Here is a 25,096-nt window from a genome sequence, read left to right as displayed (position 1 = left end):
GCCCTCGCGATTGCCGAGCGACTGCTCAAACAACGCCAATTCAACATGCTCCGCCACCATGGTAGCCAGGGTGCGCGCCGGCTGGCGTAATCCGCAATAGGCCAAGGCTGACTATCCACACTCCGCAGCCTTTCGATGCTATGCCGGAGCTGCGCTCTTGGTCGACGCCACCCTCGTTGTGCGCCTAATCTCCGGCCCCGATGCCCGTTCCTTGCCGGCCGTACTAAAATGTTAAAATTTTTTCTATTTGCAGTAATGGTAAAATTCTGAAAATAATTTTGCAATGGCCGCGCGCCTGGTCAACGGCGCGTTTTGGCAAGCAATAGAGCCGAATTGAGCGCCTTACCTATGGCGAGCAAGAAGATCGAATAGCCGAAATCGCCCGGTGCTCCCCGCTGCCGATATGAAAGGAAGACCAGTGACAGATCTTTATCGCCGTGAAAGCAAATCAGTTTCGAACATGGCTCAACTTCGTTTCTTTCCTCAAGCGGTCGTTGGAGGGAAGGGATCGTATTTGCGAGGCGATGATGGTCGCCAGCTTCTTGATTTTTCGGCCTCTTGGGGAGCTGCGAGCCTGGGGCATGCTCATCCTTCGGTTCGCGAGGCCATTACGCGGGCGTTTTCAGATCAAGCTGGTGCAAGCTACCTGTCTTCCGCAAACGAACCTAGCGTGCTTCTTGCTGAGAAGCTTTTATCATTGGTTCCACCACGCAGCCGCGGCCGAGTTTGGTTGGGGCACTCTGGCTCTGATGCTAATGAAACAGTAGCTCGAATGGTCGTCGCAGCCACCGGACGCCGTCGAATATTGGCCTTCAAGGGCGCGTATCACGGCGGGACCAGCGGTTCCATGGCTGTTTCGGGTCATCCGGCGCTCAAAGGTGTGGAGAAATTCGGCGGCCTGATCTTGGTGCCTTATCCGAACAGTTACGCGGCAGGTGACCCGACAGCTGCCAGTGCCGCGGCGCTGTCCCATCTCGAGGAGGTTTTTTCGGCGGACGTTCGGCCAGAAGAAGTTGCTGCCTTCTTTATCGAACCAATACAGGGCGATGGAGGATTGCTAGTGCCGCCTGTCGGTTTCTTCGCCGAGATCGAACGGTTTTGCCGTCAGCACGGAATTCTTCTGGTGTGTGACGAAGTGAAGTTTGGCCTAGCTCGAACCGGACTTCTGCACGCCTTCGAACATTCAGGGATTGAGCCAGACATTGTGGTTTTTGGTAAAGGCCTCGGCGGAGGTTTGCCGATATCTGCGGTCGTCGGCCCCGAACCCATTATGAATCACTCCCCTACCTTTTCCTACCAAACGCTACACGGCAATCCGATCTGCGCGTCAGCGGCATTGGCGGTACTGGAGACGATCGAAAAGGACGGGTTGGTCCGAAATTCGGCAGACATCGGCTCTTACATGTTGGCCTCACTTTCGAAGCGAAGCAGAGATTGGGATTTGGTTGGCGATGTCCGGGGGAAAGGGCTTGCCATTGGGATTGAGCTTGTGGGCGATCGCGTTAGTCGCGCACCAGCGAAAATCCAGACCGCTCTCACTGTTTATAGAGCGTTCCAGCTTGGACTCGTAATGTATTATGTCGGTTCGAATTCGAACGTCCTGGAGCTTACCCCGCCGCTCATATTGAGTACAAGTGAAGCCGACGAAGGCGTTTCTATTATTGGTCAAGCACTTCAAGATGTCGCCGCTGGGAAGGTTTCGCCCGACTTGATCTCATCCTTTGCCGGCTGGTGATATTCACCAAGTTGGCCCGTTTCGGCTTCGTGAATACCGAGTTAGTAAGTCAGTGCTTGCGAGGGCTGAAGAAACGCAGCCGCGAATTGTCCGAGATTCAAAGGATCTGCGCGAACGTATGCAAATTGAACCGCCAGCCTCGCGACCGTGGGCAGAATCGACTCGGCGCGGTTCGAGACCGAGTACTTCGCAGAAGGTGGAAACTGGCCAAGCTGAGGGCGGAGTGGCGGAGCGTGATGATGGGGGCTGAGATCTCAAGGATCGTCGTAGAGTGATTTCGCGGGTGCGACTGATCATGCGATCCTTTCTGAACCTAGAAAATCATTTCATCCAAAATCATTTGTACGTCAGCGGGTCGACGAACCAGTTCAACGAATTCCATCGGCTTGTGGTATCGGCGACCTTGCCAAAGGAGCGAATTGTGGGAATCGCCCTCCCCAAGCTGCACGTCGGTGACGACGCCGATCAAGATACTGTGCGAAAAACCGTCGTAGGTATGGCTAAGTTTGCAATCAAGCGCCATCGGCGCGCCAACAAGGAGCGGTGCCCCGGTTTTGCCCGCGACCCAATATTTCTTCTCGAAGCGATCTGGACCTTTTTGAGATTGAAATCGACGCGCCACATTGGACAACGCAGGAGATAGCAGATTTACGGCGAAGATACCTCGCCGTAAAATCGTGTCGTGCGAACTGGCCGACTTGTTGATGCAAACGAGAACAGACGGCGGATCGAAGGATAAACTACAAACCGCAGTGGCGATCAGGCCGCTCGGAAGGCCATCTTCTTCAGTCGTGATGATATTGACGGCCCCGGCGAAACGGCCCATCGCCTCCCTGAAGGCATCGTTCCTATCCAAGTCTGTCCTCCGTAGCAGTGACCCGTTCTGAATTGATCGCAGACCTAATTTTCAGAAGCCTGCACTCACCTGGTCAAGCTTCAGCAGCGCCCGGGCGTATATCTCGCGCCCAATGTCGCCATTAATATAGGCATGTCGCGTGCAAGTCTCCATGTCGCGCCAGATCCGCTGGACCGGATTACTGAGCATGAAAACCGACGCTCCGCCTATGTTCAGCAGCAGGTCTACGGCCTCGCGCACGCGTTTTTGCGCAACCGCCGCGTCAAGTCGGACGCGAGCTCGCTCGAGATCGGTCATGCTTGTACCGTCGCTGACGGAGCGATCGATATCGCTGGCCGCGCGCATCGTATGCAACCGTGCGGAGTCGATCAGACCACGAGCATCTGCCAGATTTAGCTGGTAGCTTGGGGACTGCCTTGCATCTGTATATAGGGACGTCACAATGGGCTTGCCGCGCTCGAGGTTCTCCAACGTGAAATCGAAAGCTGCCTCCGCCATCCCGACAGCCGCAGAACATATGCCCAACGGAAGCGCGGTTATGAGCGGTGCCCGATAGAGAGGTTCGTCAGAATGGTCCGAGCGACTGAAGCCGGAAAGCATTTCGCTGATGAGCATCGTCCGGTGTTCCGGCACGAAGATATCTTTTCCCACAAAGGTATTGCTCCCCGTCCCTGCCATCCCAGCGACATGCCATGTGTCTTCGATCTTCAGCTCGGACGTCGGCACCAGTGCAAGCCGTACGTCGATCAGAGCCCCACTGGCATCCAGGACCGCGGAGCCCACGAAGCTCCACTGCGCTTCGAAGCATCCGGACGCCCAGGGCCATTTGCCTGTCAACATCCAGCCCCCCTCGACCGCGGTGGCTTTCCCGGTGGGGGCCCATTGACCGATGACGACCGCGCGGGGATCCGAGCCAAAGACATCGTCGCGCGTCTTGTCAGGCATGAGCCCCATCAAAGATGCGCTGCTATTGGCGACCATGGCGAGCCAACCAGCAGCACTGTCGCCGCGGGCTAGTTCCTCACAAATCTCGCAGTATGTCTGGATATCAATCTCGTGACCACCGCAGCGGCGCGGCACCAAACCCTGCAGAAAGCCGCCGCTTCGCACCGCCGCAGCACTCTCCTGAGCAAGTCGTCTGTTTTTTGCGGATTCCTCCGCATTTGCACGCAAAAGCGGTCGGAGTGCGCGAGCATTGCGTACCAGCTCGGCGTTACTTAGTGTTAAATCCATCACTGTTCTCCTCCTTATTATACCGATATACCCACACCGTCGCGGCAAATTGATAATGTTGCTCAACGGGCTGAAGCCATAGCGGCGTCAGTGCTTGCTCGTTTGCCGTCGGTACTTGTTACATCCGGTCTGATTCCTACCCGCCACCAGAGCGTGCATATTCACGAGCGAAGACCCCGTACGGCTGGCAATAGACCGTCCGGCTTGACAAGCAACAAAAGAACTACCGCCAGAAGGACAAGTGCATCCCGGTATGGCGCGGTTCCAGTGGTGAGGAACGGTTCTGAACCGACCTCCAACGCGCCGAGCACAAAGCCGCCCAGCACGGCTCCCCGCAAAGAACCCAGCCCGCCGATGATCGCAGCGATGAAGGCCTTCAGGACCGGAGTAAAGCCCATGAGCGGATCTACCGAGCCACGCTGCGAAATCCACAATATCGCGGCAATACCAGCAAGAAGGCCTGATATCGCGAAGGACGTCGCAATGACTGTGTTTGCGCGCAAACCAAGCAAGCTAACCATGATGAAGTCTTCGGATGCGGCGCGCATCGCGACGCCCAAAGTGGTCTTGCGTAAGAAGATGTCGAGCCCGATTAGAGCTAGTGCCGTCAGGGCGATGGATGTCAGCGGGACCATACCGATCTGAAAGCCTCCGAAAGTAAGAGTTCCTGACATCCATTCCGGCAGAGCGACCGCTCTTCCGCGAGCAGAAACTCCGTTTTGAAAGAAAACCTTGCAAATGGTGCTTACGCCAAAGCTGGTAATCATAAGCGTCGTCACGGACGCGGACCGCATAGGACGAAACGCTATTCGATCCATCAATACCGCAGAGAGCGCCGCTCCCAGACAGGCCACTAGAAGAACTACAGGCAACGGCAGGCCGAATGAAAGCGACAGTACTATGAGGTAGCCTGCAATCGTCATCAGTTCGCCATGTGCGAAATTTATGAGCCCAACGATCGAAAATACGATCGCCAGCCCCAGCGCCAGGAGAGCGTATATTCCACCCAGGCTAAGAATATTAACCAGGTACTGGACGAATTCCATGACGACCTCCTAGATTGCCAAATATGCCTGCCGCACAAGGTCAGAGCTGGCGAGTTCAGATGCCGTACCGCTTAGAGCAATACGGCCGTTGGCTACCACGTAGCCTCGATCGGCCACGGACAGAGCCAACTCGACATTCTGTTCAACAAGCAGAATGGTAAGCCCCTGCTTGCGCAGGTCTTCGATTAATTCGTAGACCTTGTCTATCGTTTGAGGCGCAAGGCCCAACGAAGGTTCGTCGAGCAAGAGCAGGTCGGGCTGGCTCATTAAAGATCGGGCGATCGCCAGCATCTGCTGTTCACCGCCCGACAGGCTCCCTGCCTTTTGATCGATGCGCTCAGCAAGGATGGGAAAGCGGGAGAGCATGCTATCTCGGCGAGCCCGCAGCTCATTACCTTTCGCGAACGCCGCTCCCCCTAAATGCAGGTTTTCACCAACTGTGAGATGGGCGAAAACACGGCGACCCTCAGGAGTTAGTGCTATTCCCTTTCGGCTGATGACGTCTGCGGGCAGGCCGGTGAGTGGCTGACCTTTGAGCAACACCTTGCCCTCGGCAGGTGGGATGGACCCGGCGATGCCGGCAAGAATCGAACTCTTGCCGGCGCCATTGGCGCCAATGAGTGTGACAAGTTCTCCATTTCCAACGTTTAGATCGACGCCATGGACAGCCTGGACGGCCCCGTAGCGTATTTTCATTCCCTCGACACGAAGCATTGGCGTTCCTACCAGCTTAAGGATTGGGGATTTCCTCCTTCGTCGGTCGATATACCTTCACAAAGGTCGACTTCCCCCCCTCAATTCGGATTATTGCAACGTCGCGCAGAGCAACACGCTCAGTTCCAGCATACGTCACTTTGCCGAGAACGGTCTGCACATCTTCCAGGCCAGCCAATGCGTCTCTGATTTTCGCGGGGTCCAGCGATCCTGCTTTGCGAGCTGCGGCGTCGAGCAATTGTGCCCATTCGTATCCTGATGCCTCGTATGAGGTTTCCGCGTCATGACCGGTTTCCTCCTTGAAGCGCTTGTTGAAAGCTTCCATCCCGCTGCCAGGGGTTGGAAAGCCGGCTGAGGAATGCACAACGCCATCGACCACCGAACCGAGTCCGTACACCGTCGGAGTACCGATGGCATCCGAGGCGATAACAGGAACCTTAACACCAGCACCGCGCAACTGCTTGATGAAGGCTGGGAAGTCAGGCTCGTACGCGGTCGTCATAATAACGTCAGGTTGCGGTGCTAATCGCTTGATTTGAGAAACCACCGCAGAAAAATCTGGCTGCCCCATCGAGTAGGACGCTTCACCGACAACGCTCCCACCCTTTTTCCGAAACGTTTCGCCAAAATAGTCTGGGAATTTGGACGTATAGGCGGAGTCGGGCGACTTCAGAAGAAATGCCGTCTTGTAGCCGGTTTCTGCGGCATAACTTGCTAGCGCGGCCGACTGTACAGTGTCGGATGGATAAGAAATGAACATATAGTCGCCGACAGCAGGTGTTAGGCTGGGCGAACCAGCGAGGTTGAGCATCGGAATGCCCGCTGCCTGTCCGATCTGACCCGCTGCGATCGAGGGATCGGCATCGGCCGGGGTAATGAGAAATTGAACCCCGTCTTCGATCAATTTCTGGGCCGCGTTGACGGTAGCCGCTGTGTCGGACCGGGTGTCGATAACTTCGAGAGTGACCGTCGCCATGCCCCCAATGCCGCCCTTGGCATTGAGATCTTTGATGCCTAACTTGAAGCCGGCCAGGCCGGGTTGATCGTATGGTGCCAAGGCACCAGTCAGGGCCATTGCGGCTCCAATCTTGTATTCATCCGCCGATGAGTATCCCTCGCTTGACGAGAGCGCTATCGCAGCAAGGCAAGCGAGCGCAGTTGCATATCTTAGCTTGTTCATTTTTGAGTTCCCGTGTGAGGTTTGACCAATGCTTCGTTTTCCGAAGTCTAATAGTTATTCTGTCTGCAACTCCTTTGTACTTTTGTAACCATTAAATATCCATCAGACTGAGTAACTCAGCGATACCATCTCTAGGACGCGCTAGCGCCGATGACCTGCACCACAGAGCTTGTTTCGACCTGAGTTTTTTTCTCGCCCATCCTTTTGCTTCCGAGATAGGCTGATATCACGGCAGGGTCGGTTCTGACCGCGTCTGCCGTGCCCACGGCGATGCGCTTGCCCCGGTCGATAACGACGATGGTGTCACTAAGCGACATTATAAGGTGCAAGTCGTGCTCAACCACGAGAATGCCCACGCCTGTGTCCGCGCGCAGTGCGGCCAACCTGCCCATTAGCTCTTTAGTCTCGGCCGGATTCATCCCCGCAGCAGGCTCGTCAAGAAGGAGGAACCTGGGGCCCGTGGCAAGAGCGCGGGCGATTTCTACAAGACGTCTCTGTCCGTACGGAAGGCTGCCGGCAAGCCGGTCCCCTAATGTTTCCAGGCCAAAACGCGCCAGGGCGTCATTGGTGCGCCATACAGATAGAGCCGTGTCGGCCGCACATGCCTCAGCGGCAACCAAGACATTTTCCCTTACAGTCATGTCAGCAAAGACACGAAGGTTTTGGAAAGTTCGCGCCAAACCTGCGCGGGCAATTATGTGAGGCTGCTTATTTTCTATCAAATCCGATCCAAGCGCCACATGACCTGCGCTAGGTCGTAACTGGCCAGTCAACAGATTGATCAAGGTGCTCTTCCCGGCACCATTCGGACCGATCAACCCCGTAATGAGGCCAGCTTCAGCCTTGAAGGTTACCCCGTCGACGGCCCGCACACCGCCAAAATGACGAGACAGCTGATTTGCCTCCAAAGCGTGTGCACCCTTTGGTGCCTGAAAATCTTGCGATCCTGGAAGGAGCTTGCTGTCGCGCCCCTTCAAAGGATCCCATGCTTTTGACAGCTCGAGTTCCCGGCTACCAACAAGACCAGTGGGCCTGATGAAGAGGACGAGAATCATTGCGAGCGAAGCACCAACGAGAGGCAGTCCGTACAAGGCCGGGACCGAAAATCCGAGGATATCACCCCCGCCCTCTAGCGCCCGCAGAAGCTCCGTGACTGCTGTGATTACTATCACGCCCACTAAAGCGCCCGAAACAGAACCGATGCCTCCGACGATCAGCATCGAAATCAGCAGAAAACACGACTCGAAGTAGAAATCCTTGGGGCCGAAGGCACCTAAAAACTGAGCCGTCAACGCCCCAGCAATCGACAAAATGGTCCCGCTCAACAGCCATGCCCTAAGTCGCGCTTGGCGAACGTCCACGCCCACTGCCGCTGCGGCTACTTCGTCTTCTCGCGTGGCTCGGACGGCGCGACCAGTCCTTGTATCCCTAAATGTTCGGGCAACTGCGATCGACAGCGCCGCCACAGATAGAGCAACCACAAGCGTGGTATTGCGGGGCACACCGTAAAATGTTTGGCTGCCGCGCGTGATATCCTTTGTCGCTACCAGAACCGTGTAGACGATAATCTGCAATGCCAGAGTGGCGATGGACGCAGCCGAACCGGACAACCGCCGCATAACGATGCCGCTCACCCCAGCCAAAACCAGCCCCGTAAGGGCGGCTACAATCAACGACGACCAGACTGAAAGACCATAGCCCGCCATCCAGACCGGGAGGTGAGGAAGTGCGGTCCGTTGAACAACAGGGCTCATCGTGAGGATGCCTGCAGTGTAGGCGCCCACCCCCATGAAGGCTGCAGGACCGAATGACACGATACCTGTGTTGCCGGAAAAAACCTGCAAACCAACGCAGGCGGTGACCACGATTGACATCGATGTCGCGATCCGGGCTCCATTCGCTCCAAACAAAACACCGGCCAAGATCCCTACTGCCACTAGGATAACGGCCAAAGCCAGCGAATCCATCGTCACAGCCTTGATGCGGGGATTGACCATCCGTCTGCTCCTCTGCGGAATTACGATTATTGGACAGGTCAACCTTCATGTCAATATCATTACATCATTCTGTCATATGAAAAATTGTGCAGAAGGCGCTACAGCCTTCCAGCTGCGGTCGTAAGATTGCTGATTGCTACCCCAGAGGCTGGAGAACTTGACCTCCCGGTGCACAATCCCCACCGAGCTGAGCAATAGCCATCGATGCCGATCGGCGCGCGCTGATCGATATTGGAGATAGTCAGACCAGAACGGGAAGGCTTTGAGGACCATCCGATCTTTATCCTGCAAGGGAGGCATCTCTGGTCTTACCTCACTGCCGAATTCCTGGTGCCCTTGTCCATCGTCGAAATCGCACATAAACAGCACCCAGGAAGTTTGATCTTCAATCCATGCCGCAATCTCCTCGCCTGGATCCTACAGGCTGCCTGCCCCTCCTCGTTGCCGACTCGTCTACTTTTCTTCCATCAGCGCCAGCCTCTGAAGAGATATTGACACGCACCTGGGCCGCAGCTACCCTCGAATAGGCTTTGAGTATGATGCCGGTTGGTCAGCCTCCAGCCGCTCATAATTTGTATTTCGGAACGAGCCTTCAGCAAATCGGCTCGTTCCGTCGCGCCCCTCAACAATCATGATCGATAAAGGTGTTCCGATGCGGTCTTCTGTTGCTCCGACTTACGAAAATCGCGTACTCAGCGCCTATGAGGGTGAAATCTTGGGGGAAGAATTTTTTAGCGTTCTTGCCCAAAAGGCTGACAGTGAACAATCTCGCGTAAAGTTGCGCAATTTGGCCGCCATTGAGCGGCTTGTAGCAGAGGCGCTTTTGCCAGTTATCACGCGTTACAAACTTGAACCAAATAGCAAAGTATTGCTTGCTGAGAAGGGACGTGATGAAACCGTTGAGTACGCAGAGCTTGGTTGGACTCAATTTGCGGTAAAGCTCAAGAAGCTATTGGGGCCATTCGTTCGTGAATTTGAGACTCTGCTTGTCGAGGCGCCGGTTGACGACCGACCCTATATCCAGTTACTTCTTGACCACGAAATTGCGCTTTTCGCGTTCGCTCAGGCGGAAGGTGAAGACTCAAGCGATGGTCAGATTCATCTTGACAACTTTCTACAACGGCACAAAGCTCTGTTGCGCAACGAAGGCTAAGAAAACCTGTCTTCAGACCAGGTCCTGCTGTATCTGAGCCACCGGGGTCGCTGGGGCGGCTTCGTCTGAGTCACGCCGCTTTGATCGGTTCCCCCTGGAGTTGGGCAGTGGCGCGTCTGATGGTTCAGAGCGTCTTCCACGCCCCCCCCAGCCGACAGAGATCCGGTCGACTTGGGAATGGACGGCGACCGGTGTGACCCTGTAGGCTGGCTCAAGGCCAAGGCAGCCGATGTTGGCCGCGACCGCCCGACAATGTGGACGGCCTTTCTGTAGTTGAAAACTAGCGTAGCCGCGCTTGCGCGCACTTTGGTGGCTTGCCATCGTGCATTATTCGGACAGCCCGCTAACATATTCACAATGAGAAATTTTGTAATATTCTCTTCAGCAATGTCAGTTGGAGGACACGATGAACGTTAGAGACATGCTGCTGCACGGGGCCATTTCGTTGACACCATCAGAAGAGCGGATCGTTCAGGTGCTCCTGACCGACTACCCGGCGGCCGGCTTAGGCACTGCCACGAGTCTCGCAAAGCGCGCCGGCGTCAGTGACCCTACTGTGGTTCGCCTTGCCATGAAGCTGGGTTTCGAAGGGTTCCCCGCCCTCCAACGGCGGTTACTTGCAGATGTTGAAGCAAGATTGCATTCGCCGCTGCTTATGATGGAAGCCAAACGGCCCGACATGGGGACGCATAGCGAACAAGGAGCTGCGATCGCCTACATGCATTCGGTGGCCAGCAACCTCAACAAAGCGCTGACATCGACCCCGCTGGCGTCATATCAACGGGCCGCCCGCCTGGTAATGGATACAAAGGGCAAGGTCGTCCTGCTCGGCGGGCGGTACAGCCGTTTTATCGCAGGCATGTTAGCAGCCTACTTGTTGCAATTTCGGCCAGAGATCATGCATATCGACGCACTATCGGCGCAAAAGACGGACGTGTTAGTCGACTTGGGAAAGCGCGATCTCTTAATCGTGTTCGATTATCGCCGATATCAGCTGGACGTTGTTGCGTTCGCCCAATTAGCTGCGGCCCGCCGCGTTCGCATTCTTCTGTTTACGGACCCTTGGTTATCGCCCATTGCCGAGTTTTCAGAACTAACACTAACCTGCCCAATTGAGGTTAATTCGCCCTACGATACGATGGCGTCATCGGTGGCGCAGATCGAAGCTGTTATCGCTCAAATCCTTGCTTCCATGGAGAAGCGGACGCGCGAACGTATCGAGGAATTGGAGGAGATCCGCCTCCAGGCGAGTGCATCGCTGGATAACGCGCGTCTCCTCGAAGAGGAAAAGCCCGCACTGGCATCCATGACGACCAAGTAGCGCGCCATGGATGCAAATGCGTTGAGGACGTTATGCGAAGCGATACAATGAGAACTTCCTGAGTAATTCCTGACGTTGACCCAACGCCCATTGTGCGACGACTTCGCCCATGGCAGGCCCAAGCTTGAAGCCATGCCCACTTGAGCCGGTGATCACGAAAGTTCCCTTTGCGCCCGGAATCTCGTCAACTATAGGGAGGTGATCCGGGCTCATATCATATTGACAGGCGTAGCCGGGACGGATGCCCAATTCGGCAATCTCAGGAGAACGGGACATGATATGTTCAATGGCCCAGACCGATTCCTCTTGCGTGATCGTTCGGTCCAATTGGCCCGCGACCTCGAGGCGATAGTTCATGCGCGCGTGTGCTTCTTTAAGCGCGTCGTTCTCGACGCCTGTGCCGCCGCCCCCCCAGGTTCCAACCAAAATTGTATTCTCGCCTTCCGGACGAGCATAGCAGTTCGTAGTTTCATCAACCCAACAATGCGGAAGTAACTTCCTTGCGACACCTGGTGCGTCCATTACTGCCATGAAGTGGCGTTCAATAAACGTCGGTAGGCTAACTCCAAGCTTAGCCAGGAGCGCCTTCGACCAAACACCCGTTGCAAGAATTACGCGACCGGTAGAGATGACGGCGCCATCACTTAGCGTCACCCCGGTCGTGTTTCCATTTGTTACTTGAATTTCGGTAACCGAGCGGCCGCCCATAAACTTAACGCCATTTGCGCGAGCTCGATTGACCAATTCGTTAGTTGCACCGTAAGGGTCGCAGTGTCCCGATTCGTCTTCCCAGGCGGCAAAAGTGATCCCCTCCATATTGAAATGAGGGAGAATTGCCTGCGCCTGTTCTCCGGTCAGACCCTCGATTCGGCTACCTTCATCGTCGCGGATCCGCTTAACAATCTCGCGATTTGCGGGTTCGTGCTCAGGACCGCAAACCCACAGGCAGCCAGATTGATGAAAGGCGCCCGGGAGATCCTTAAGGATCTCGATTCCCCGTTTTGCGAGCAAAGATAACTCGGGATCGCCATAGAACGCGTGGCACACCGCGGACGATGAGCCGGTCGGTCCGGAAGCCGGATGGTCGGACTCGACTTGGATAACGTTCAGATTTTGGTTCGACAGATAGTAGGCTGCCCCCGCACCCGCAATTCCCGCTCCCGCAACGAGTACGTCACAGCTGTATCTTTCGCTCATTTGATGCTCCTGTTACAAGAAAAAGCCCAACCGGCTATCCTTATCGATGCAGCCACTTCCGGTACGGCGAGTGGTGAAGGGCCAGGACGACGATTGCGACCGGCTCGCAATCAACTTTCTTCAGAGCAGAATGCCCTCTGCACAAGATCCACCCCTCCCCACCTTTGGCCAAGCAGTCCGCTGATAGGCTGGCTGAGGAGCGAAAATAATGTGGAATTTTTTTCCTGTCTACAGTTAATTGCAGTGTTTGAAGAAATTCTTTCAGTCCGCGGCACTCGACCTCCTCGGCCACCTTCGACCTTCCCGCTTGCTCAACAAACCAAGCCTCATCCGATCTATCGCGAACTTGAGGCCATGGCTGAACACAAGGCCACGCCGGAAAAAATTTTCTATCTATCAAAATGATCGCATCATTGACAAATAATTTTCAGCAATTCATGCTTTGTGAGATAGCATGTTCGTTGCATGCAGGATGGACGCCGGGATCGAGGACATGCTGGCAGCCTATCAAGCATCGGAGACTAAGTGGGGTTGCCGTTCTGAGAACGGCGCCAATGTCGCGGATCGGCCGACAAAGATAGCCATTTGTTAAATTTGGAGGATAACATGGAAAAAAGAACGGCATATCATTCAATATACGAGAAGCTTGGCGCCCCCATGATTGACTTTGGAGGCTGGAAAGTCGCTTCGCACATAACTTCTTCAAACGATGAATACATGATGGTCCGCTCCAATGTCGGCTTTGCCGAGTATGATTTCCAGAGTTGTTTTGGGGTGTGCGGACCGGAATCGTTTCAATTCATACAGGAACTTATCGTAAACGACTTGGGAAAGATCACCGCTGGCGGCACTATTTACTCAAGTATCCTTGACGACAAGGCTAGTCTAATCGACGACGTTATCGTTTTTTGGATTAGCGAAGATCAGTTTATGATCCACGGTGGAATTACTCGCGACGCCTCGCGCAAGTGGATTATGGAAAAGGCAGATGGTCGAAAGGTCTGGGTCACTGAATTGTCTAACACGTTCCTTTCCATACAGGGCCCAAAGTCGATCAATGTACTTCAACAAGCCGTGGACATTGCAGATCTTGAGCACAACCGATTAGTGCATGTTGATTTCCATGGCGTTCCAACCACGATTGCACGAGTGGGCTTTTCAGGTGAACTCGGTTACGAGGTCCATTTCGGGCCTGAATATGCTCACGGCATGTGGGAAAAGTTCACTGAGTATTGCGCGAAGTACGGTGGCGGCCCGGCCGGACTGATGGCCGCCTTCCCAATCGCGGTTGATAAAGGCTTTCTGTTCGGAGCCGACTTTTATGCGGGAGGTTCCCCTCTTGAATATGGCCTTGGATGGTCCGTAGCTTTTGACAAGGGCTTTTTCCATGGCAGAGATGAGATGCTGCGCCGCAAGCAAGCAGGCCTCCGCACCAAACTCGTAGGAATAGAGGCCGACACAACGGAACCTCAGATAGCGGGAGGTTTAAAGCTGACCTGTGGTCCCAAGAAGAACGCAGGTGAAACGACGATCGGCTGGGTCAGCCCACTGCTCGAACGCAATATTGGACGAGCATGGGTCAATAGCGAATTCGCCGAGCCAGGTACGGAGTTGGAGGTTCAATCCAACGGCGGTCCCAAAAAGGTGAAAGTCACCGCCAGCTACCGATTCTTCGATCCCAAAGGCGAGCGCGTCAGGGTAAATCCCCGCGAGATGCTCAAAGTTTGATCTAGCTCAGTTAGACATCTCGCAGTCTTCCGAGCGTGGGGCCGGGCAAAGCAGCGATGCTGGCCGGCCCCAGCGGCGCCCTTGCCCGGCGAGACCTCCTTGGCGGTAAAACAAGGATACCGTCATAGGTCTGTCTCGGAAGACAGTCTCACGCTCACACCAAACAAGAGCGACCACCATCGCAACGGCATCAACAGCCTTCGTCGGACAGGTCCATCGCAAGGTCGAGTTCGAGTCATTCGACAAGGGTCTTCGGTCGACGCGCCCTCGTAGGTTTCCCTTATTCTGTGATCATGCCATTCGCCCTTGGGCTGAAAGCTGTGGAGCGGACAAACCTATTTCTGCAGAGCGCTTGCCTTTTTGAGTCGCTCGATGCGATTAAGAAATTGACATGTTGACGCAGGTCACGAGGATTTGTAATTTCCTCTTCACGAGTTCAAGGGGAACTGATTGATGCAGTTTCGAGACATGCTGCTTCAAGGCGGCTTATCGCTCACCCCGTCGGAGGAGCGCATTGTTCAGGTGTTACTCACCGATTATCCGACGGCCGGGCTAGGCACCGCAACGAGCTTGGCGAAGCGTGCTGGGGTCAGTGACCCCACTGTGGTTCGCCTGGCCATCAAGCTCGGCTTTGAAGGTTTTCCCGACTTCCAGCAGCGGTTGCTCGCCGACATCGAAGCGCGATTGCATTCGCCACTGCTTATGATGGGAGCGAAGCGGCCAGAGTTGGCCACCGACGGCGAACAAGGCGCGGCTATAGCCTACATGCATTCGGTTGCCGGGAGCCTCGACAAGGCGTTGACGACCACTCCGCTGGCTACATATGAGCGCGCAGCCCGACTTGTCATGGACTCCAAAGGTAAGGTGGTCCTGCTCGGAGGACGCTACAGTCGGCACGTCGCGGGAATGTTGGCAAGCTACTTATCGCAGTTTCGAGCCAACGTCGCCTACATCGAGACACTATCCGCTCAGCAACTGGATCTGTTGGTCGATTTAGGAAAGAGAGACGTTCTGATCGTCTTTGACTACCGCCGCTACCAACGCGACGTGGTCGCTTTTGCCGAACAAGCCGCCGCCCGTCACGTTCGCATCCTCCTGTTCACCGATCCATGGCTATCGCCGATTTCCGATTTCGCCGAAGTTACCCTTTCGTGCCCGATCGAAGTCAGTTCGCCCTATGACACGATGGCACCGGCGGTGGCGCAGATCGAAGCCGTCGTCGCTCAGATTTTTGCAGCCACCGGCGAGCGGACACGCCGCCGGATTGAGGAACTCGAACAAATCCGTCACGAGAGCAATGTGACACTTAACGAGGCCCACGCGCACAAAAATCAGAGCAACGGGAGTTCTCGTCAAAAACTCCAATAGCCGGCCCGAAGAGCATCTTCCCTTCCATTAGCCTTAGCTTTTCTTTAGTTATGACTCCCTCACTGGCTCTCTCTGATGCGAGACCGAAGTCCTCAACGAGTCCCATTTTTTTATCCGCTGGCTTGCCTGGGGCCAGTTCGCCTCGGCGACCCGGGTTATGAGCGCCTCGATCAACGCGAACGCGGCAACGTTGCTGTCAAATGCAGTCTCGTTCTCAATGTGCAGCGCTATCACTTCTGATGCATATTTGGAGATTGGAGACATCCATCGATCCGTTATCAGGATGATCTTCAGCCCGCAGTGCTTTGACACTCTTTCGGCGAACTCTTCAAGGGAACGTTGGTACCTTCGAAAATCGACGAGGACTAATACATCCCTTTGCCGCATTCGCATTATATACTCTGGCCACCAGTCATCCTCGGACGATACCTGATGAACACCAGCGCGGATTTGTTTCAAGTGCCTAGACAAATACTGCGCAACTAGATCGCTGATCCGACCACCCAAGGTAAATATATCAGATCGTGGGTCGGAAATTAGTGCCCCTACTCTTTCAAACTGGGCGGCAGTGATCGCCCCGGCGGATGCCTTTAGCAACTCGGTTGATTTTTGGATAAAATTCTCGAAAAACTCGTCCGTTATACCGCTTGTTGTTGTCCGCAAATCGAGCGGAGACTTTTGCCCTTGCTTCAGTTCCTTTATAAGTTGTTGTTGGAATTCCTGCAGACCCTGGTAGCCGAGTTTACTCACGAAGCGTGAGATAGAGGGAGCAGAGACGTTTGAGGAGGTCGCAATTACCTGGATTGGCTCAAGTCCGGCAAACGGATAATTCGACAGAATTAGCGCAGATAAGCGCCGCTCCGTGGCGGTTAAAGAATCTGCTGCTCTCCTTATCTGCTCCCTTACGGTTTCGCCCGGAATTGTGCTATCGGTCATAATCTCTCCAAAGCCGGCTACCCCGCGAACCCTTAAGCACTGCTGTTTTCAGTATGGGGGAGTGAGACCTAGCTAGCAAGCTCCAGCGCTCCGCCACGAGAAAGAGGTGCTGCTCTAACCAGCACTGGGCGTTAGCGGCTTAGGGGCGTGTTCCAGGCCTTGTATTTCGGCAATGAGCTCACGGGTCGTGACCTGACGGCAATACCCCTTAATCGCCCGTAGCGAGCTATCATGGCGTTCCCGGGTATAAGTCAGGCATGCATCTGTAACCTGTGTGACGAGATAGCCAAGGTCACAGGCATCCCTGATTGCGCCTTCTACACACTGGTCGGTAACCAACCCTGCGAGTACGAGCTGTTTAACACCGAGATTCCGCAAGATGTAATCGATATTTGTGGAAATGAAGACGGACGATGACGTCTTGGGTAGAACTATCTCATCACCCTGCACAGCTATCTGGTCGATTACCTTACCGCCCCATGACCCCTTAGGGACATGGAACCCAGTGATCTTGTAGTCGAGAGATCTGTCCCGACCATCAGCTGTCAAGCTTTCGATCGTTGTGTACATTACTTCAATACGAGACTTCCTGAAGGCGGCTTGCAAAGATTGCATGTTCGGAATGACCCGAGCCTCAAGCTCGCTGAAATACCAGCCATACTTCGCTGCAAAATCTGCTTTCGGCAGCCCTGAAAATTCGGCTCCGTCACGGTGAGCGCTGAAATTTTGGACATCGACAAAAAGCAAGGCCGATTGCTCCGGCACCAAGGGCACATTGCGAGTAAGACTCATTTCAGTTCCCATTCAAATAGTCTTCGATCGATGATGCGACGATATCGGCCCAAAGCTTCTGACCTTCAGCCGTCCGCAGATGATCATTTCGGATCTCAATCAGGCTGTTGTTCAAGCCACGTGTCTCGCAATGCCGGGGCACAAACCAATCGCTCGAGTCATTGACCTGATAGGGTTCATTCATTCCCACGCGTAAACGCGGATACCTGCGTGTAACAGAGTCTCTCAGGCGCGCTGACGTGTCCGTGTCACGACGGAATAGGAAACCGATATCCCACGGGCGCCACACGTTGTTCATGCGAGGAGTGAAACTGTGAACCGATATCGCCACTGTGTGTCGACCCTCCTCTAGACGTCGACTGATCTCTGTGTGAAAAGGCTCGAAGATCTCGGCCACGCGAGCCGCGCGATCGGCAATGTCGACTTCCTGATTACCGGGTATTCTGATCCCATCGCTTGTTGCAGGAATAGCATCGAATGCCTCCGGCGGCCGGTTGCAATCTATGACCAGGCGGCTATACGGCTGAAAGACAGCAACAGCATCTAGCCGCCGCGCCAAAAGCCGTGCCACTTCGGCTGCCCCGATATCCCAGCCGACATGATCGTCAAGCACCTCAAGAGAAATGCCCAGATTTCCGAGCGCCGCGGGGATCGCCTGCCCCGCATGTTCACACACCAGGAGCACAGGACTTGACCCGTCGGGATTCATGACCTCAAACGGGTCCGGATCGCCCTGCCCCAGCAAGCGTAGCGTATCATAACCCTGCTTCATGCCATTCTCTGTCCTTCGAGAGATCGACGGGCTTGCCGACGCCTGAGCCACCAATGCATTGAGATTGCAAATGTCCCTGGGGACCAACTCTCTCAGGAAGCCCCGCCGCGTGCTCCCATCGTTCGTTGCAAACAGGACGAGATTTCATTTTCAATGTCAACTCAATATTTGTGATTGACAAAAAAATTTCATTGAGGCTTTGTGCACTGAAGGCAACATGGTCGTTTCGAGACAGGCTATCGCGGTGGTGGGGTTGCCTATGGCCGCGGAGCACTGGCGTACGTTATGAAACTGACTAATTTGAACCTCACGATCTTGTTCTGCTGAGCCCAACGTTTTGAAGGACACCGATGATTTCGAACCCGCTTGTCTTCGCAGCTACGTCCGATATCGCCGGGAGAACACGTGGTAAAGCATTTCCAGTGTTGGAACTGGATAAGCGCCTTAAGCGTGGAATCGGCTGGACGCCGACGAATGTAATGATTACCTGCTTCGACGCGATCGCTCCAAGCCCCTTTGGCTCGCTCGGGGATCTGCTTCTGATCCCTGATCCTGAAGCGCGCGTTGAGGTCGACTTCGCAGACGGCGGCCTGGTTGAGCATTTCATGTTGGGGGATATCACCGATCTCGACGGCCGCCCATGGGATTGTTGTACTCGCTCGATTCTCAAAGCGGCACTTGAGCGGCTCCGATCTTGCGGCGGTATCGAGCTTGTGAGCGCCTTCGAGCATGAATTCCAGATGCTCGACGCCGGCGAGGTTCTTCCCGACGCCTACAGCTTGCGCGGGTTTACTCGGCGGCGGCAGCTCGGAGAGGCTTTAATGTCGGCTCTCGCTCAGGCAGGCCTGACGCCCGATACCTTCATGAAGGAATTTGGTCCAAACCAGTACGAGGTTACCAATGGCCCCGCTCAGGGTCATCGCTCTGCCGACCAAGCGGTAATTCTTCGGGAGTTGACCCGCATGGCGGCGCAACGCTGCGGTGAGCAGGTGACGTTCGCACCAATTTTAGACCCCACCAGCGTCGGTAACGGCGTTCACATCCATATGAGCTTCCTGGATGGGAATGGCTCCCCGGCAACGTACGACGAGAACGACCCGTTCGGCATGTCCAAACTTACCGGGTCATTCATCGCCGGCGTACTCAAATATCTCGACTCCATCGTTGCGCTAACCGCGCCGTCTGACATTTCCTATCTGCGATTGACGCCAAACCGCTGGAGCGCGGCATATAACAATCTTGGCTTCCGCGATCGCGAGGCTTCAGTCCGAATCTGTCCCACTACCTCCGCAGATCCCGAGAAGATCGCCAGGCAATATAACTTTGAGTACCGTGCGGCCGATGCCGCGGCCTCGCCATATCTGGCCTTGGCATCGGTTCTCCATGCAGGTGCCCAGGGCATCGAAGACGGTCTCCCCACACCTCAGGTAACTCAGGAGAACTTATCCGTGCTGTCTGAGGCCCAGCTGTCTGATCGCGGTTACAAGCGGCTACCACAATCCCTGGAAGAGGCTTTGCTGCGTTTTGAGCAGAACGATATTGTAACGCGTTGGTTTCCGGACGGCTTTGCTTCGATTTATACTACGCACAAGCGTGCCGAAATCGCGCATCTGAGCGATCGCACCGTCAAAGAGCGCTGTGCCGCTTATTCAAAAGTGTACTGATAACAAGAAGGCACTTCGTGAGAGGCGTAGAGATGCTGAAGATGAAGGGAGCAGAACGTCTGTTCAGTCTCTATCTGGAGCCTGGATTTTCGATGCAGGCCTTTTCTTCTGCAGTCGAGGCCTTACGGCTTGCCAACGAAGTGCTCGAATCGGAGATTTACGCTTGGCGAGTTGTATCTGACGACGGACTCCCTGTGAGATCGAGTTTTGGACCTACGATCTCCGTTGATACGTCGCTCAAGGAGGAACGCGGCCTCCTTGGCAAAACGGGCTGGTCCCCTTCAGTCGCCGTAATTTGCGGGGGGAGCCACCCACTTGCCGCAAATCGGGCCCTGCATGGCTGGTTGCGAGAATGCCGGGCCAGGAAACTGTGTCTGGTCGGAATCGCGAGCGGGATCTTCAGCATCGCCCAGACCGGTCTGGCGGATGGACGAAGATGTGCAGTACACTGGGAACAGTTCCCTTCGTTCGTTGAACAATTTCCACGTATCGCTGCTGTTCAAGCTGCTTATGAGATCGACGGAGACACGTACTCCTGCTCTGGCGGAGATGCTGCTTTCGACATGTTCGTGCAGTTCGTCAGAGAAGATTATGAATCCCCTACAGCCAACCGGGTGTGCGAGAAGGCGGTCGCTATGACGGTCCGTCAACCTGGAGATCGTCAGAGACTACCTCTGCATGCAGGCGCGGCCATTCACCATGACGGCCTGTTGAAGATCATCGAGCAGATGGAGAGGCATCTCGACGAGCCAGTCGCGCTCGAAGACATCGCTGCCTCCAGCCGCTTGTCTCGGCGCCAAGTTGAACGCATCTTTTCGCAACAAATAGGACGTTCGCCTGCGCGATACTATCTCGAGATGAGACTTGAGCGCGCGCACTTGTTGATCTTGAACTCGCAACTTCCAATCGTCTAGATCGCGATGGCCTGTGGTTTCATCTCGGCCTCGCACTTTTCAAAGGCATATTGCGAGAATTATGGACTGGCTCCACGTGAGGCTCGCTCGGAAGTCGTAGAACGCCGACGGAGCGGGCACGGAACCTTCGCTGCGGACGCACCCGCACCATTGCCGGTGATGAGGTCATCAATCGGGGAAATGGTGCATGCAAAGTGATTCACGTTCCGGAAACTCGCCCGGAGGCCGCAGATAGTGTCCGACAGCAGCCTGGTATCCAGCCTTGACCTCGTCGAGCTGAACCCGTTCCTGGACGAGCGCGGCCGCACCGCGACCCTATGGTCGACCTCACCGCCAGCCTGATGGGCCGTCGCATCATGGACCACCCGACCCGCAGTCATTCCGGAAGCATCTGACCATGACCCAGCCTTCTCGCCTTGCCATCGTCCCCTTCATCAGCGTCGACCGCATGATGAAGCTGGTGCTCGCCATCGGGATCGAACGGTTTCTCACCGAGCTTGCCGGCTACATCGAAGAAGACTTCCGCCGCTGGGAGCTGTTCGACAAGACACCGCGCATCGCCTCGCACAGCCATGACGGCGTCATCGAGCTGATGCCGACCAGCGATGGCCGGCTCTACGGCTTCAAATATGTCAACGGCCATCCCAAGAACATGCGCGAGGGCCGCCAGACGGTCACCGCCTTCGGCGTGCTGGCCGATGTCGGCTCGGGCTATCCGATGCTGCTCAGTGAAATGACTATCCTGACGGCGCTGCGCACCGCAGCCACCTCCGCGCTTGCGGCCAAATACCTGGCGCCCAAGGGGTCACGCGCCATGGCCATCATCGGCAACGGCGCCCAGTCCGAGTTCCAGGCCATCGCCTTCAAGGCGCTCACCGGCATCGACCGGCTGCGGCTCTACGACATTGACCGCTCGGCTTCGGAAAAATGCGCCCGCAACCTGTTCGGCAAGGGCTTTGACATCACCATTTGCACGACCGGGCAGGATGCGGTGGAAGGCGTCGACATCATCACCACGGTGACGGCCGACAAGCAATGCGCCACCATCCTGACCGACAACATGGTCGGCTCGGGCGTCCACATCAACGCCGTCGGCGGCGACTGCCCCGGCAAGACCGAACTGCATCGCGACATCCTGCTGCGATCGGATATCTTCGTCGAGTTTCCCCCACAGACCCGCATCGAAGGCGAGATCCAGCAGCTCGATGCCGACCATACGGTGACCGAGCTGTGGCAGGTGATGACCGGCCAGGCGCAAGGCCGCAAGACGCCGGAGCAGATCACGCTGTTCGATTCCGTCGGCTTCGCCACCGAGGATTTCTCTGCGCTGCGCTACGTCCGCGATCAGCTCAAGGCGACCGGCCTTTATGAAGAGCTCGACCTGCTCGCCGATCCCGACGAGCCGCGGGATCTGTTCGGCATGCTGCTCAGGGCCGCCTTGCAGCCGGCCGCCTGAGGAAACTCGCCCAAAGCGTCTGATCTTAGTGTCCCCGGCCAGTCGGACGTGCACCTTCAATCAAGCATTCTCTATCCATCAACCCACAAGCCGGTGTTGGCCAATCTCTGGGCGCCAATTTTGTTTATAACCTCGAGCTTGAAGCGGGCCTAAAGCACCGAATATAGATCGGCATTTTGATCACTCCTCTCAAACGACAAACTTGCGGCATCCAGACTGCCCTCACGACACGAACATGGTAGTGAGAAAAAAGTGAACGGTGATGCTGCAGCGAAACTCGATTCGATCGATCTCAAAATCCTCGACGCCATCCAGCGCGACGGGCGCATTACCAAGCTGGCGCTGGCCGACAAGGTCGGATTGTCGCCGACGCCGTGCTGGATGCGGCTGCGCAAGCTGGAGAGGGCCGGCATCGTGTCCGGCTATCACGGCGCGATCGCCATGCGCACGATCGCGCCGGTGGCGACCGTGCTGATGGAGGTGACTTTAGCCAGCCACCGCCAGGCCGACTTCGACCGCTTCGAGCGCGTCATCCGCGATCTTCCCGAAATCGTCGCCTGCTGGTCGGTGGGCGGCGGCGTCGATTATGTGCTGAAGGTGATCGTAGTAGCGATCGCACTGACACAAGGACAGGAGATCGAGAGTGCCGGCCGGGAGGTCGGCGGTGAGCCGCTGGCGTCTTGGCGTCGAAGACATCAAGGTCTTCGAAAACCGTTGGAGAATACGTGGGGCGGGTGGACGAAAGCGAGCTATCGGCCTAGACGACATTCGCAACTCTCCCGAGTCCCCGAGAGCACTATGAGGAAGCAGCGACCCTTTGTCGTCGAGATCAAACAGAAGCGTGAGCTCGTGAAGCGGCCACAATCAATCTGGGCCGGCATCGACCTGGCCGCTATCACGAATGATATCGCGGAGGCGGAAGCGATCGCTGAAGCGCCGATTTTTCCTTGTGAAGATGTTCGCTCTCGGCCCATGGCCGCCATTGATGAAGCATCCGACGCCAAGGAGGTGACCACGCCCGACGTATCGCTCCTATGCCGCCGACGTTTGGGGAAGCGAAGATTCTGGAGGCATCGAACGCACCGACTGAAGACAGACGAACTCGCAAGAAGAAGCGGTGGCAGACAGATGTTCTTCTGCGGCGAGGTGAACGATGGAAGCGGCGCCTGCCGTGGGTGCTCCGCCAAGGCCGGCCTGAAAGGGAGGTCAACTGCACCGGGATTGAAACCGCCCTTGTCGAGAACTGTCCATGACACGCCGGGAGTGCATACAAGTAACGAAGAGGCTCGACCGTACTGTAGAAGTTGCCTGTCAAACGCTCTCGGATTCAGGTGCAAGAATGAAACCGAAAACGGGCTCAGGTTGGCCAGGCATCGGCTCTCGCAAAACGGGGAAGTTATGGCCGCTTTGGCATATACCGCAAGCGCGGCAGGTGCCATTTCGAGTGCGGCCTCAAAGTCCTCATAGGGGCCTTCTGCCATCTCAGCCCGAGGCCGGATAACCACCCGACAACCGGCGGGTGCAGAGGACGTCCATGACCTTAAAATTCATCCTAAAGGTGAATCGTTAAAGCTGTGCCATCCAAAACGGGGATTCTTTCGAAATGTTCAGATTTTTTGGGCGGGATCCCCTTTCCGCCTCTCGGGGAATGTTCCTGTTTGCTAAGTCCATTGCGGGATTTTCCTTCTGTATCCTCGGGACCCGGGCTGCCAGCGCCCACGTCAAATGGTTCTCTGCCTATGACGTTGCCGGCCAGCCGCGCGGCCTCGAAAACGTCCTTTGTCAGGATTTCGAGCTCCTCCTGGGCGTTGCCTTGCTCTGTATCTTTTCCGGCTGCGTGGTGGAGCGGACGTCTCTAGGCGAGATGATAACCCGCTCGCTCAACCGCTTCACGGAGGGCTTGCTGCTGCATACCGAGACGATGATCCGCGCGATCTGTGGGTTTTTCTTCATCTCGCTCTGGGCGGTCGGAGGCATCCTCTTAACCCCTGAATTGAAAACGACGTCCGCATTGGTGGGGCCTTTGCAGCTCGCCATCGCGGCCGGTCTGCTGTCACGCCGCACCACACCCCTATCCGCCGCGGGGATCGTCGTCCTGTTCGGGCTAGCCGTGCGCGATTACGGCGCGTTTCATCTGGCTGACTATCCGATCTTTCTGGGGCTTGCGGCCTATCTCGCTCTCACCGGGTTGCAAAAGAACTTATTCGGCATTCAGCCGCTCGACGTCGTGCGCTATGCGACCGCCGTCACCTTGATGTGGGCGTCGGTCGAGAAGTGGGCCTATCCCGAATGGAGCTTCCCGCTCCTGATCGAGCACCCCGGTATCACCCTTGGCTTCAACAACGAGTTCTACATGCGAGCCGCGGGCATAATCGAGTTCACGCTCGCCTTTGCCCTGGCTTGGACGCCGCTGGTCCGGCGCGTTGCGGCGGCCGTGTTGATTGAGATGTTCATCAGCGCGTGCTTCGAATTCGGCAAGCTGGATGTGATCGGGCACTCGGCCATCATCGTCGTCTTCGTCGCGATCCTTTCCGATCAGCGACCTAAGGAGACCGACACTCCCGCGGCCTGGCTCGCTCCGGTCGGATTATGTGCGGCGTTGACAGCAACGCTCTTCGCTTACTATGTCGGCCACGCGGCGATCTTCAACACTACGATTCTCTCTCTGGATTGATCGGGACAGACGAGTCCGATCGGGGATTCCCGGTGTTGCGTGCTTGTGCGACGATGCGAGATGCGTACCGGTATCGGCATCGTCGTCACAGCATCGGATAGGGCCCGGCTTGAGGCGCTCGTCGCGGCGCGCGGTTCGCCACAAAAGCACGTTTGGCGGGCGCGGATCATCCTGTTGACCGACGATGGCTTAGGCACCGTCGCGATCATGGCGGCAACGGCCAAGTCGAAGACCTGCGTGTGGCGCTGGCAGGAGCGGTGTTGATGGCTTTTCAAAAGCGCGTCTAAACGACGACAAGCGTTTGGTGCTTGTGGACGGAACAAAAAGGCGGCCTTTGCAGGCCGCCGAGTGTGGAGGATG

At 55.9% G+C, this 25,096-nt stretch carries 20 protein-coding genes and 3 pseudogenes; 13 read left to right on the top strand and 10 right to left on the bottom strand.

The window, feature by feature from the left end:
* The first annotated feature begins 418 nt into the window (after nucleotides 1-418).
* Nucleotides 419-1,735 (top strand): aspartate aminotransferase family protein, encoded by a 1,317-nt coding sequence (locus ACFFNA_RS33805; RefSeq protein WP_095090529.1) that lies wholly within the window; start codon nucleotides 419-421, stop codon nucleotides 1,733-1,735.
* A 313-nt stretch (nucleotides 1,736-2,048) separates the two neighbouring features.
* On the opposite strand, the gene ACFFNA_RS33800 is transcribed toward ACFFNA_RS33805, so the two are convergent.
* From ACFFNA_RS33800 to ACFFNA_RS33775, 6 genes are all read right to left on the bottom strand, one after another.
* Complete coding sequence (locus ACFFNA_RS33800) at nucleotides 2,049-2,591, bottom strand: flavin reductase family protein (protein WP_206073804.1); 543 nt, start codon at nucleotides 2,589-2,591, stop codon at nucleotides 2,049-2,051.
* A 51-nt stretch (nucleotides 2,592-2,642) separates the two neighbouring features.
* Entirely contained in the window at nucleotides 2,643-3,824 is a 1,182-nt protein-coding gene (locus tag ACFFNA_RS33795) for an acyl-CoA dehydrogenase family protein (protein WP_378924201.1), read from the bottom strand.
* Between the two features lie 161 nt (nucleotides 3,825-3,985).
* Nucleotides 3,986-4,870 carry a branched-chain amino acid ABC transporter permease gene (locus ACFFNA_RS33790; protein WP_095090335.1) on the bottom strand — a complete coding sequence of 295 codons (885 nt, stop codon included), beginning with the start codon at nucleotides 4,868-4,870 and terminating at the stop codon, nucleotides 3,986-3,988.
* A gap of 9 nt (nucleotides 4,871-4,879) precedes the next feature.
* On the bottom strand, nucleotides 4,880-5,584 hold the full coding sequence (locus tag ACFFNA_RS33785) for an ABC transporter ATP-binding protein (protein ID WP_095090336.1): 705 nt from the start codon (nucleotides 5,582-5,584) through the stop codon (nucleotides 4,880-4,882).
* Between the two features lie 16 nt (nucleotides 5,585-5,600).
* Entirely contained in the window at nucleotides 5,601-6,764 is a 1,164-nt protein-coding gene (locus ACFFNA_RS33780; RefSeq protein WP_378924199.1) for an ABC transporter substrate-binding protein, read from the bottom strand.
* A 131-nt stretch (nucleotides 6,765-6,895) separates the two neighbouring features.
* Nucleotides 6,896-8,761, bottom strand: a complete 1,866-nt coding sequence (locus ACFFNA_RS33775; RefSeq protein ID WP_378924197.1) for a branched-chain amino acid ABC transporter ATP-binding protein/permease — start codon at nucleotides 8,759-8,761, stop codon at nucleotides 6,896-6,898.
* Nucleotides 8,762-9,392: 631 nt separating this feature from the next.
* Between ACFFNA_RS33775 and ACFFNA_RS33770 the strand changes: the two genes are divergently transcribed.
* The gene (locus ACFFNA_RS33770) at nucleotides 9,393-9,914 is read left to right on the top strand and encodes a hypothetical protein (RefSeq protein ID WP_095090339.1); all 522 of its coding nucleotides are present in this window, start codon (nucleotides 9,393-9,395) and stop codon (nucleotides 9,912-9,914) included.
* Nucleotides 9,915-10,320: 406 nt separating this feature from the next.
* On the top strand, nucleotides 10,321-11,235 hold the full coding sequence (locus ACFFNA_RS33765; protein WP_378924195.1) for a MurR/RpiR family transcriptional regulator: 915 nt from the start codon (nucleotides 10,321-10,323) through the stop codon (nucleotides 11,233-11,235).
* Between the two features lie 30 nt (nucleotides 11,236-11,265).
* Here the strand turns inward: ACFFNA_RS33765 and ACFFNA_RS33760 are convergent, their stop codons facing one another.
* Nucleotides 11,266-12,432 (bottom strand): NAD(P)/FAD-dependent oxidoreductase, encoded by a 1,167-nt coding sequence (locus ACFFNA_RS33760; protein WP_378924193.1) that lies wholly within the window; start codon nucleotides 12,430-12,432, stop codon nucleotides 11,266-11,268.
* A 210-nt stretch (nucleotides 12,433-12,642) separates the two neighbouring features.
* On the opposite strand from ACFFNA_RS33760, the gene ACFFNA_RS33755 reads away from it, so the two are divergent.
* The 3 genes from ACFFNA_RS33755 to ACFFNA_RS33745 all read left to right on the top strand — a co-directional run bounded on the left by ACFFNA_RS33755 (nucleotide 12,643) and on the right by ACFFNA_RS33745 (nucleotide 15,528).
* Entirely contained in the window at nucleotides 12,643-12,837 is a 195-nt protein-coding gene (locus tag ACFFNA_RS33755; RefSeq protein ID WP_378924191.1) for a hypothetical protein, read from the top strand.
* 201 nt (nucleotides 12,838-13,038) lie between these two features.
* The gene (locus tag ACFFNA_RS33750) at nucleotides 13,039-14,160 is read left to right on the top strand and encodes an aminomethyl transferase family protein (protein WP_378924189.1); all 1,122 of its coding nucleotides are present in this window, start codon (nucleotides 13,039-13,041) and stop codon (nucleotides 14,158-14,160) included.
* A gap of 453 nt (nucleotides 14,161-14,613) precedes the next feature.
* The gene (locus tag ACFFNA_RS33745) at nucleotides 14,614-15,528 is read left to right on the top strand and encodes a MurR/RpiR family transcriptional regulator (RefSeq protein ID WP_378924187.1); all 915 of its coding nucleotides are present in this window, start codon (nucleotides 14,614-14,616) and stop codon (nucleotides 15,526-15,528) included.
* Between the two features lie 48 nt (nucleotides 15,529-15,576).
* Here the strand turns inward: ACFFNA_RS33745 and ACFFNA_RS33740 are convergent, their stop codons facing one another.
* The 3 genes from ACFFNA_RS33740 to ACFFNA_RS33730 form a co-directional block, all read right to left on the bottom strand.
* Nucleotides 15,577-16,464 (bottom strand): MurR/RpiR family transcriptional regulator, encoded by an 888-nt coding sequence (locus tag ACFFNA_RS33740; RefSeq protein WP_378924185.1) that lies wholly within the window; start codon nucleotides 16,462-16,464, stop codon nucleotides 15,577-15,579.
* Nucleotides 16,465-16,578: 114 nt separating this feature from the next.
* Nucleotides 16,579-17,268: a cysteine hydrolase family protein gene (locus ACFFNA_RS33735; RefSeq protein ID WP_378924183.1), complete on the bottom strand. Its 690-nt coding sequence runs from the start codon at nucleotides 17,266-17,268 to the stop codon at nucleotides 16,579-16,581.
* On the bottom strand, nucleotides 17,258-18,028 hold the full coding sequence (locus tag ACFFNA_RS33730; protein WP_095090345.1) for an N-formylglutamate amidohydrolase: 771 nt from the start codon (nucleotides 18,026-18,028) through the stop codon (nucleotides 17,258-17,260). Before ACFFNA_RS33730 ends, ACFFNA_RS33735 begins: the two co-directional genes overlap by 11 nt.
* Nucleotides 18,029-18,378: 350 nt before the next feature.
* Between ACFFNA_RS33730 and ACFFNA_RS33725 the strand changes: the two genes are divergently transcribed.
* The 7 genes and pseudogenes from ACFFNA_RS33725 to ACFFNA_RS33695 form a co-directional block, all read left to right on the top strand.
* Nucleotides 18,379-19,692 (top strand): glutamine synthetase family protein, encoded by a 1,314-nt coding sequence (locus ACFFNA_RS33725; protein WP_378924181.1) that lies wholly within the window; start codon nucleotides 18,379-18,381, stop codon nucleotides 19,690-19,692.
* 32 nt (nucleotides 19,693-19,724) lie between these two features.
* Nucleotides 19,725-20,606, top strand: coding sequence for a GlxA family transcriptional regulator (locus ACFFNA_RS33720; RefSeq protein ID WP_378924180.1), 882 nt, complete (start codon nucleotides 19,725-19,727; stop codon nucleotides 20,604-20,606).
* A gap of 240 nt (nucleotides 20,607-20,846) precedes the next feature.
* Nucleotides 20,847-21,001, top strand: a pseudogene (locus ACFFNA_RS33715) (arginase); the annotation flags it as partial.
* A 2-nt stretch (nucleotides 21,002-21,003) separates the two neighbouring features.
* Entirely contained in the window at nucleotides 21,004-22,062 is a 1,059-nt protein-coding gene (ocd, locus tag ACFFNA_RS33710; RefSeq protein ID WP_378924178.1) for an ornithine cyclodeaminase, read from the top strand.
* A gap of 252 nt (nucleotides 22,063-22,314) precedes the next feature.
* A pseudogene (locus tag ACFFNA_RS33705) lies at nucleotides 22,315-22,725 on the top strand (Lrp/AsnC family transcriptional regulator); the annotation flags it as partial.
* 985 nt (nucleotides 22,726-23,710) lie between these two features.
* Complete coding sequence (locus ACFFNA_RS33700) at nucleotides 23,711-24,736, top strand: hypothetical protein (protein WP_378924204.1); 1,026 nt, start codon at nucleotides 23,711-23,713, stop codon at nucleotides 24,734-24,736.
* A gap of 60 nt (nucleotides 24,737-24,796) precedes the next feature.
* Nucleotides 24,797-24,994, top strand: a pseudogene (locus tag ACFFNA_RS33695) (IS630 family transposase); the annotation flags it as partial.
* Nucleotides 24,995-25,096: the final 102 nt, after the last annotated feature.

Source organism: Mesorhizobium kowhaii, assembly GCF_042431665.1.
In the GTDB taxonomy this organism is placed as follows: domain Bacteria; phylum Pseudomonadota; class Alphaproteobacteria; order Rhizobiales; family Rhizobiaceae; genus Mesorhizobium; species Mesorhizobium kowhaii.
The sequence above is the reverse complement of the archived record's forward strand: the minus strand, read 5'-3'. Positions and strand labels throughout refer to the sequence as shown.

Coding starts and splice junctions, on each gene's coding strand:
- ACFFNA_RS33795 (WP_378924201.1), bottom strand. CDS start 3,824: ATGGATTTAACACTAAGTAACGCCGAGCTGGTACGCAATGCTCGCGCA.
- ACFFNA_RS33790 (WP_095090335.1), bottom strand. CDS start 4,870: ATGGAATTCGTCCAGTACCTGGTTAATATTCTTAGCCTGGGTGGAATA.
- ACFFNA_RS33785 (WP_095090336.1), bottom strand. CDS start 5,584: ATGCTTCGTGTCGAGGGAATGAAAATACGCTACGGGGCCGTCCAGGCT.
- ACFFNA_RS33780 (WP_378924199.1), bottom strand. CDS start 6,764: ATGAACAAGCTAAGATATGCAACTGCGCTCGCTTGCCTTGCTGCGATA.
- ACFFNA_RS33775 (WP_378924197.1), bottom strand. CDS start 8,761: ATGGTCAATCCCCGCATCAAGGCTGTGACGATGGATTCGCTGGCTTTG.
- ACFFNA_RS33770 (WP_095090339.1), top strand. CDS start 9,393: ATGATCGATAAAGGTGTTCCGATGCGGTCTTCTGTTGCTCCGACTTAC.
- ACFFNA_RS33765 (WP_378924195.1), top strand. CDS start 10,321: ATGAACGTTAGAGACATGCTGCTGCACGGGGCCATTTCGTTGACACCA.
- ACFFNA_RS33760 (WP_378924193.1), bottom strand. CDS start 12,432: ATGAGCGAAAGATACAGCTGTGACGTACTCGTTGCGGGAGCGGGAATT.
- ACFFNA_RS33750 (WP_378924189.1), top strand. CDS start 13,039: ATGGAAAAAAGAACGGCATATCATTCAATATACGAGAAGCTTGGCGCC.
- ACFFNA_RS33745 (WP_378924187.1), top strand. CDS start 14,614: ATGCAGTTTCGAGACATGCTGCTTCAAGGCGGCTTATCGCTCACCCCG.
- ACFFNA_RS33740 (WP_378924185.1), bottom strand. CDS start 16,464: ATGACCGATAGCACAATTCCGGGCGAAACCGTAAGGGAGCAGATAAGG.
- ACFFNA_RS33735 (WP_378924183.1), bottom strand. CDS start 17,268: ATGGGAACTGAAATGAGTCTTACTCGCAATGTGCCCTTGGTGCCGGAG.
- ACFFNA_RS33730 (WP_095090345.1), bottom strand. CDS start 18,028: ATGAAGCAGGGTTATGATACGCTACGCTTGCTGGGGCAGGGCGATCCG.
- ACFFNA_RS33725 (WP_378924181.1), top strand. CDS start 18,379: ATGATTTCGAACCCGCTTGTCTTCGCAGCTACGTCCGATATCGCCGGG.
- ACFFNA_RS33720 (WP_378924180.1), top strand. CDS start 19,725: ATGCTGAAGATGAAGGGAGCAGAACGTCTGTTCAGTCTCTATCTGGAG.
- ocd (WP_378924178.1), top strand. CDS start 21,004: ATGACCCAGCCTTCTCGCCTTGCCATCGTCCCCTTCATCAGCGTCGAC.
- ACFFNA_RS33700 (WP_378924204.1), top strand. CDS start 23,711: ATGTTCCTGTTTGCTAAGTCCATTGCGGGATTTTCCTTCTGTATCCTC.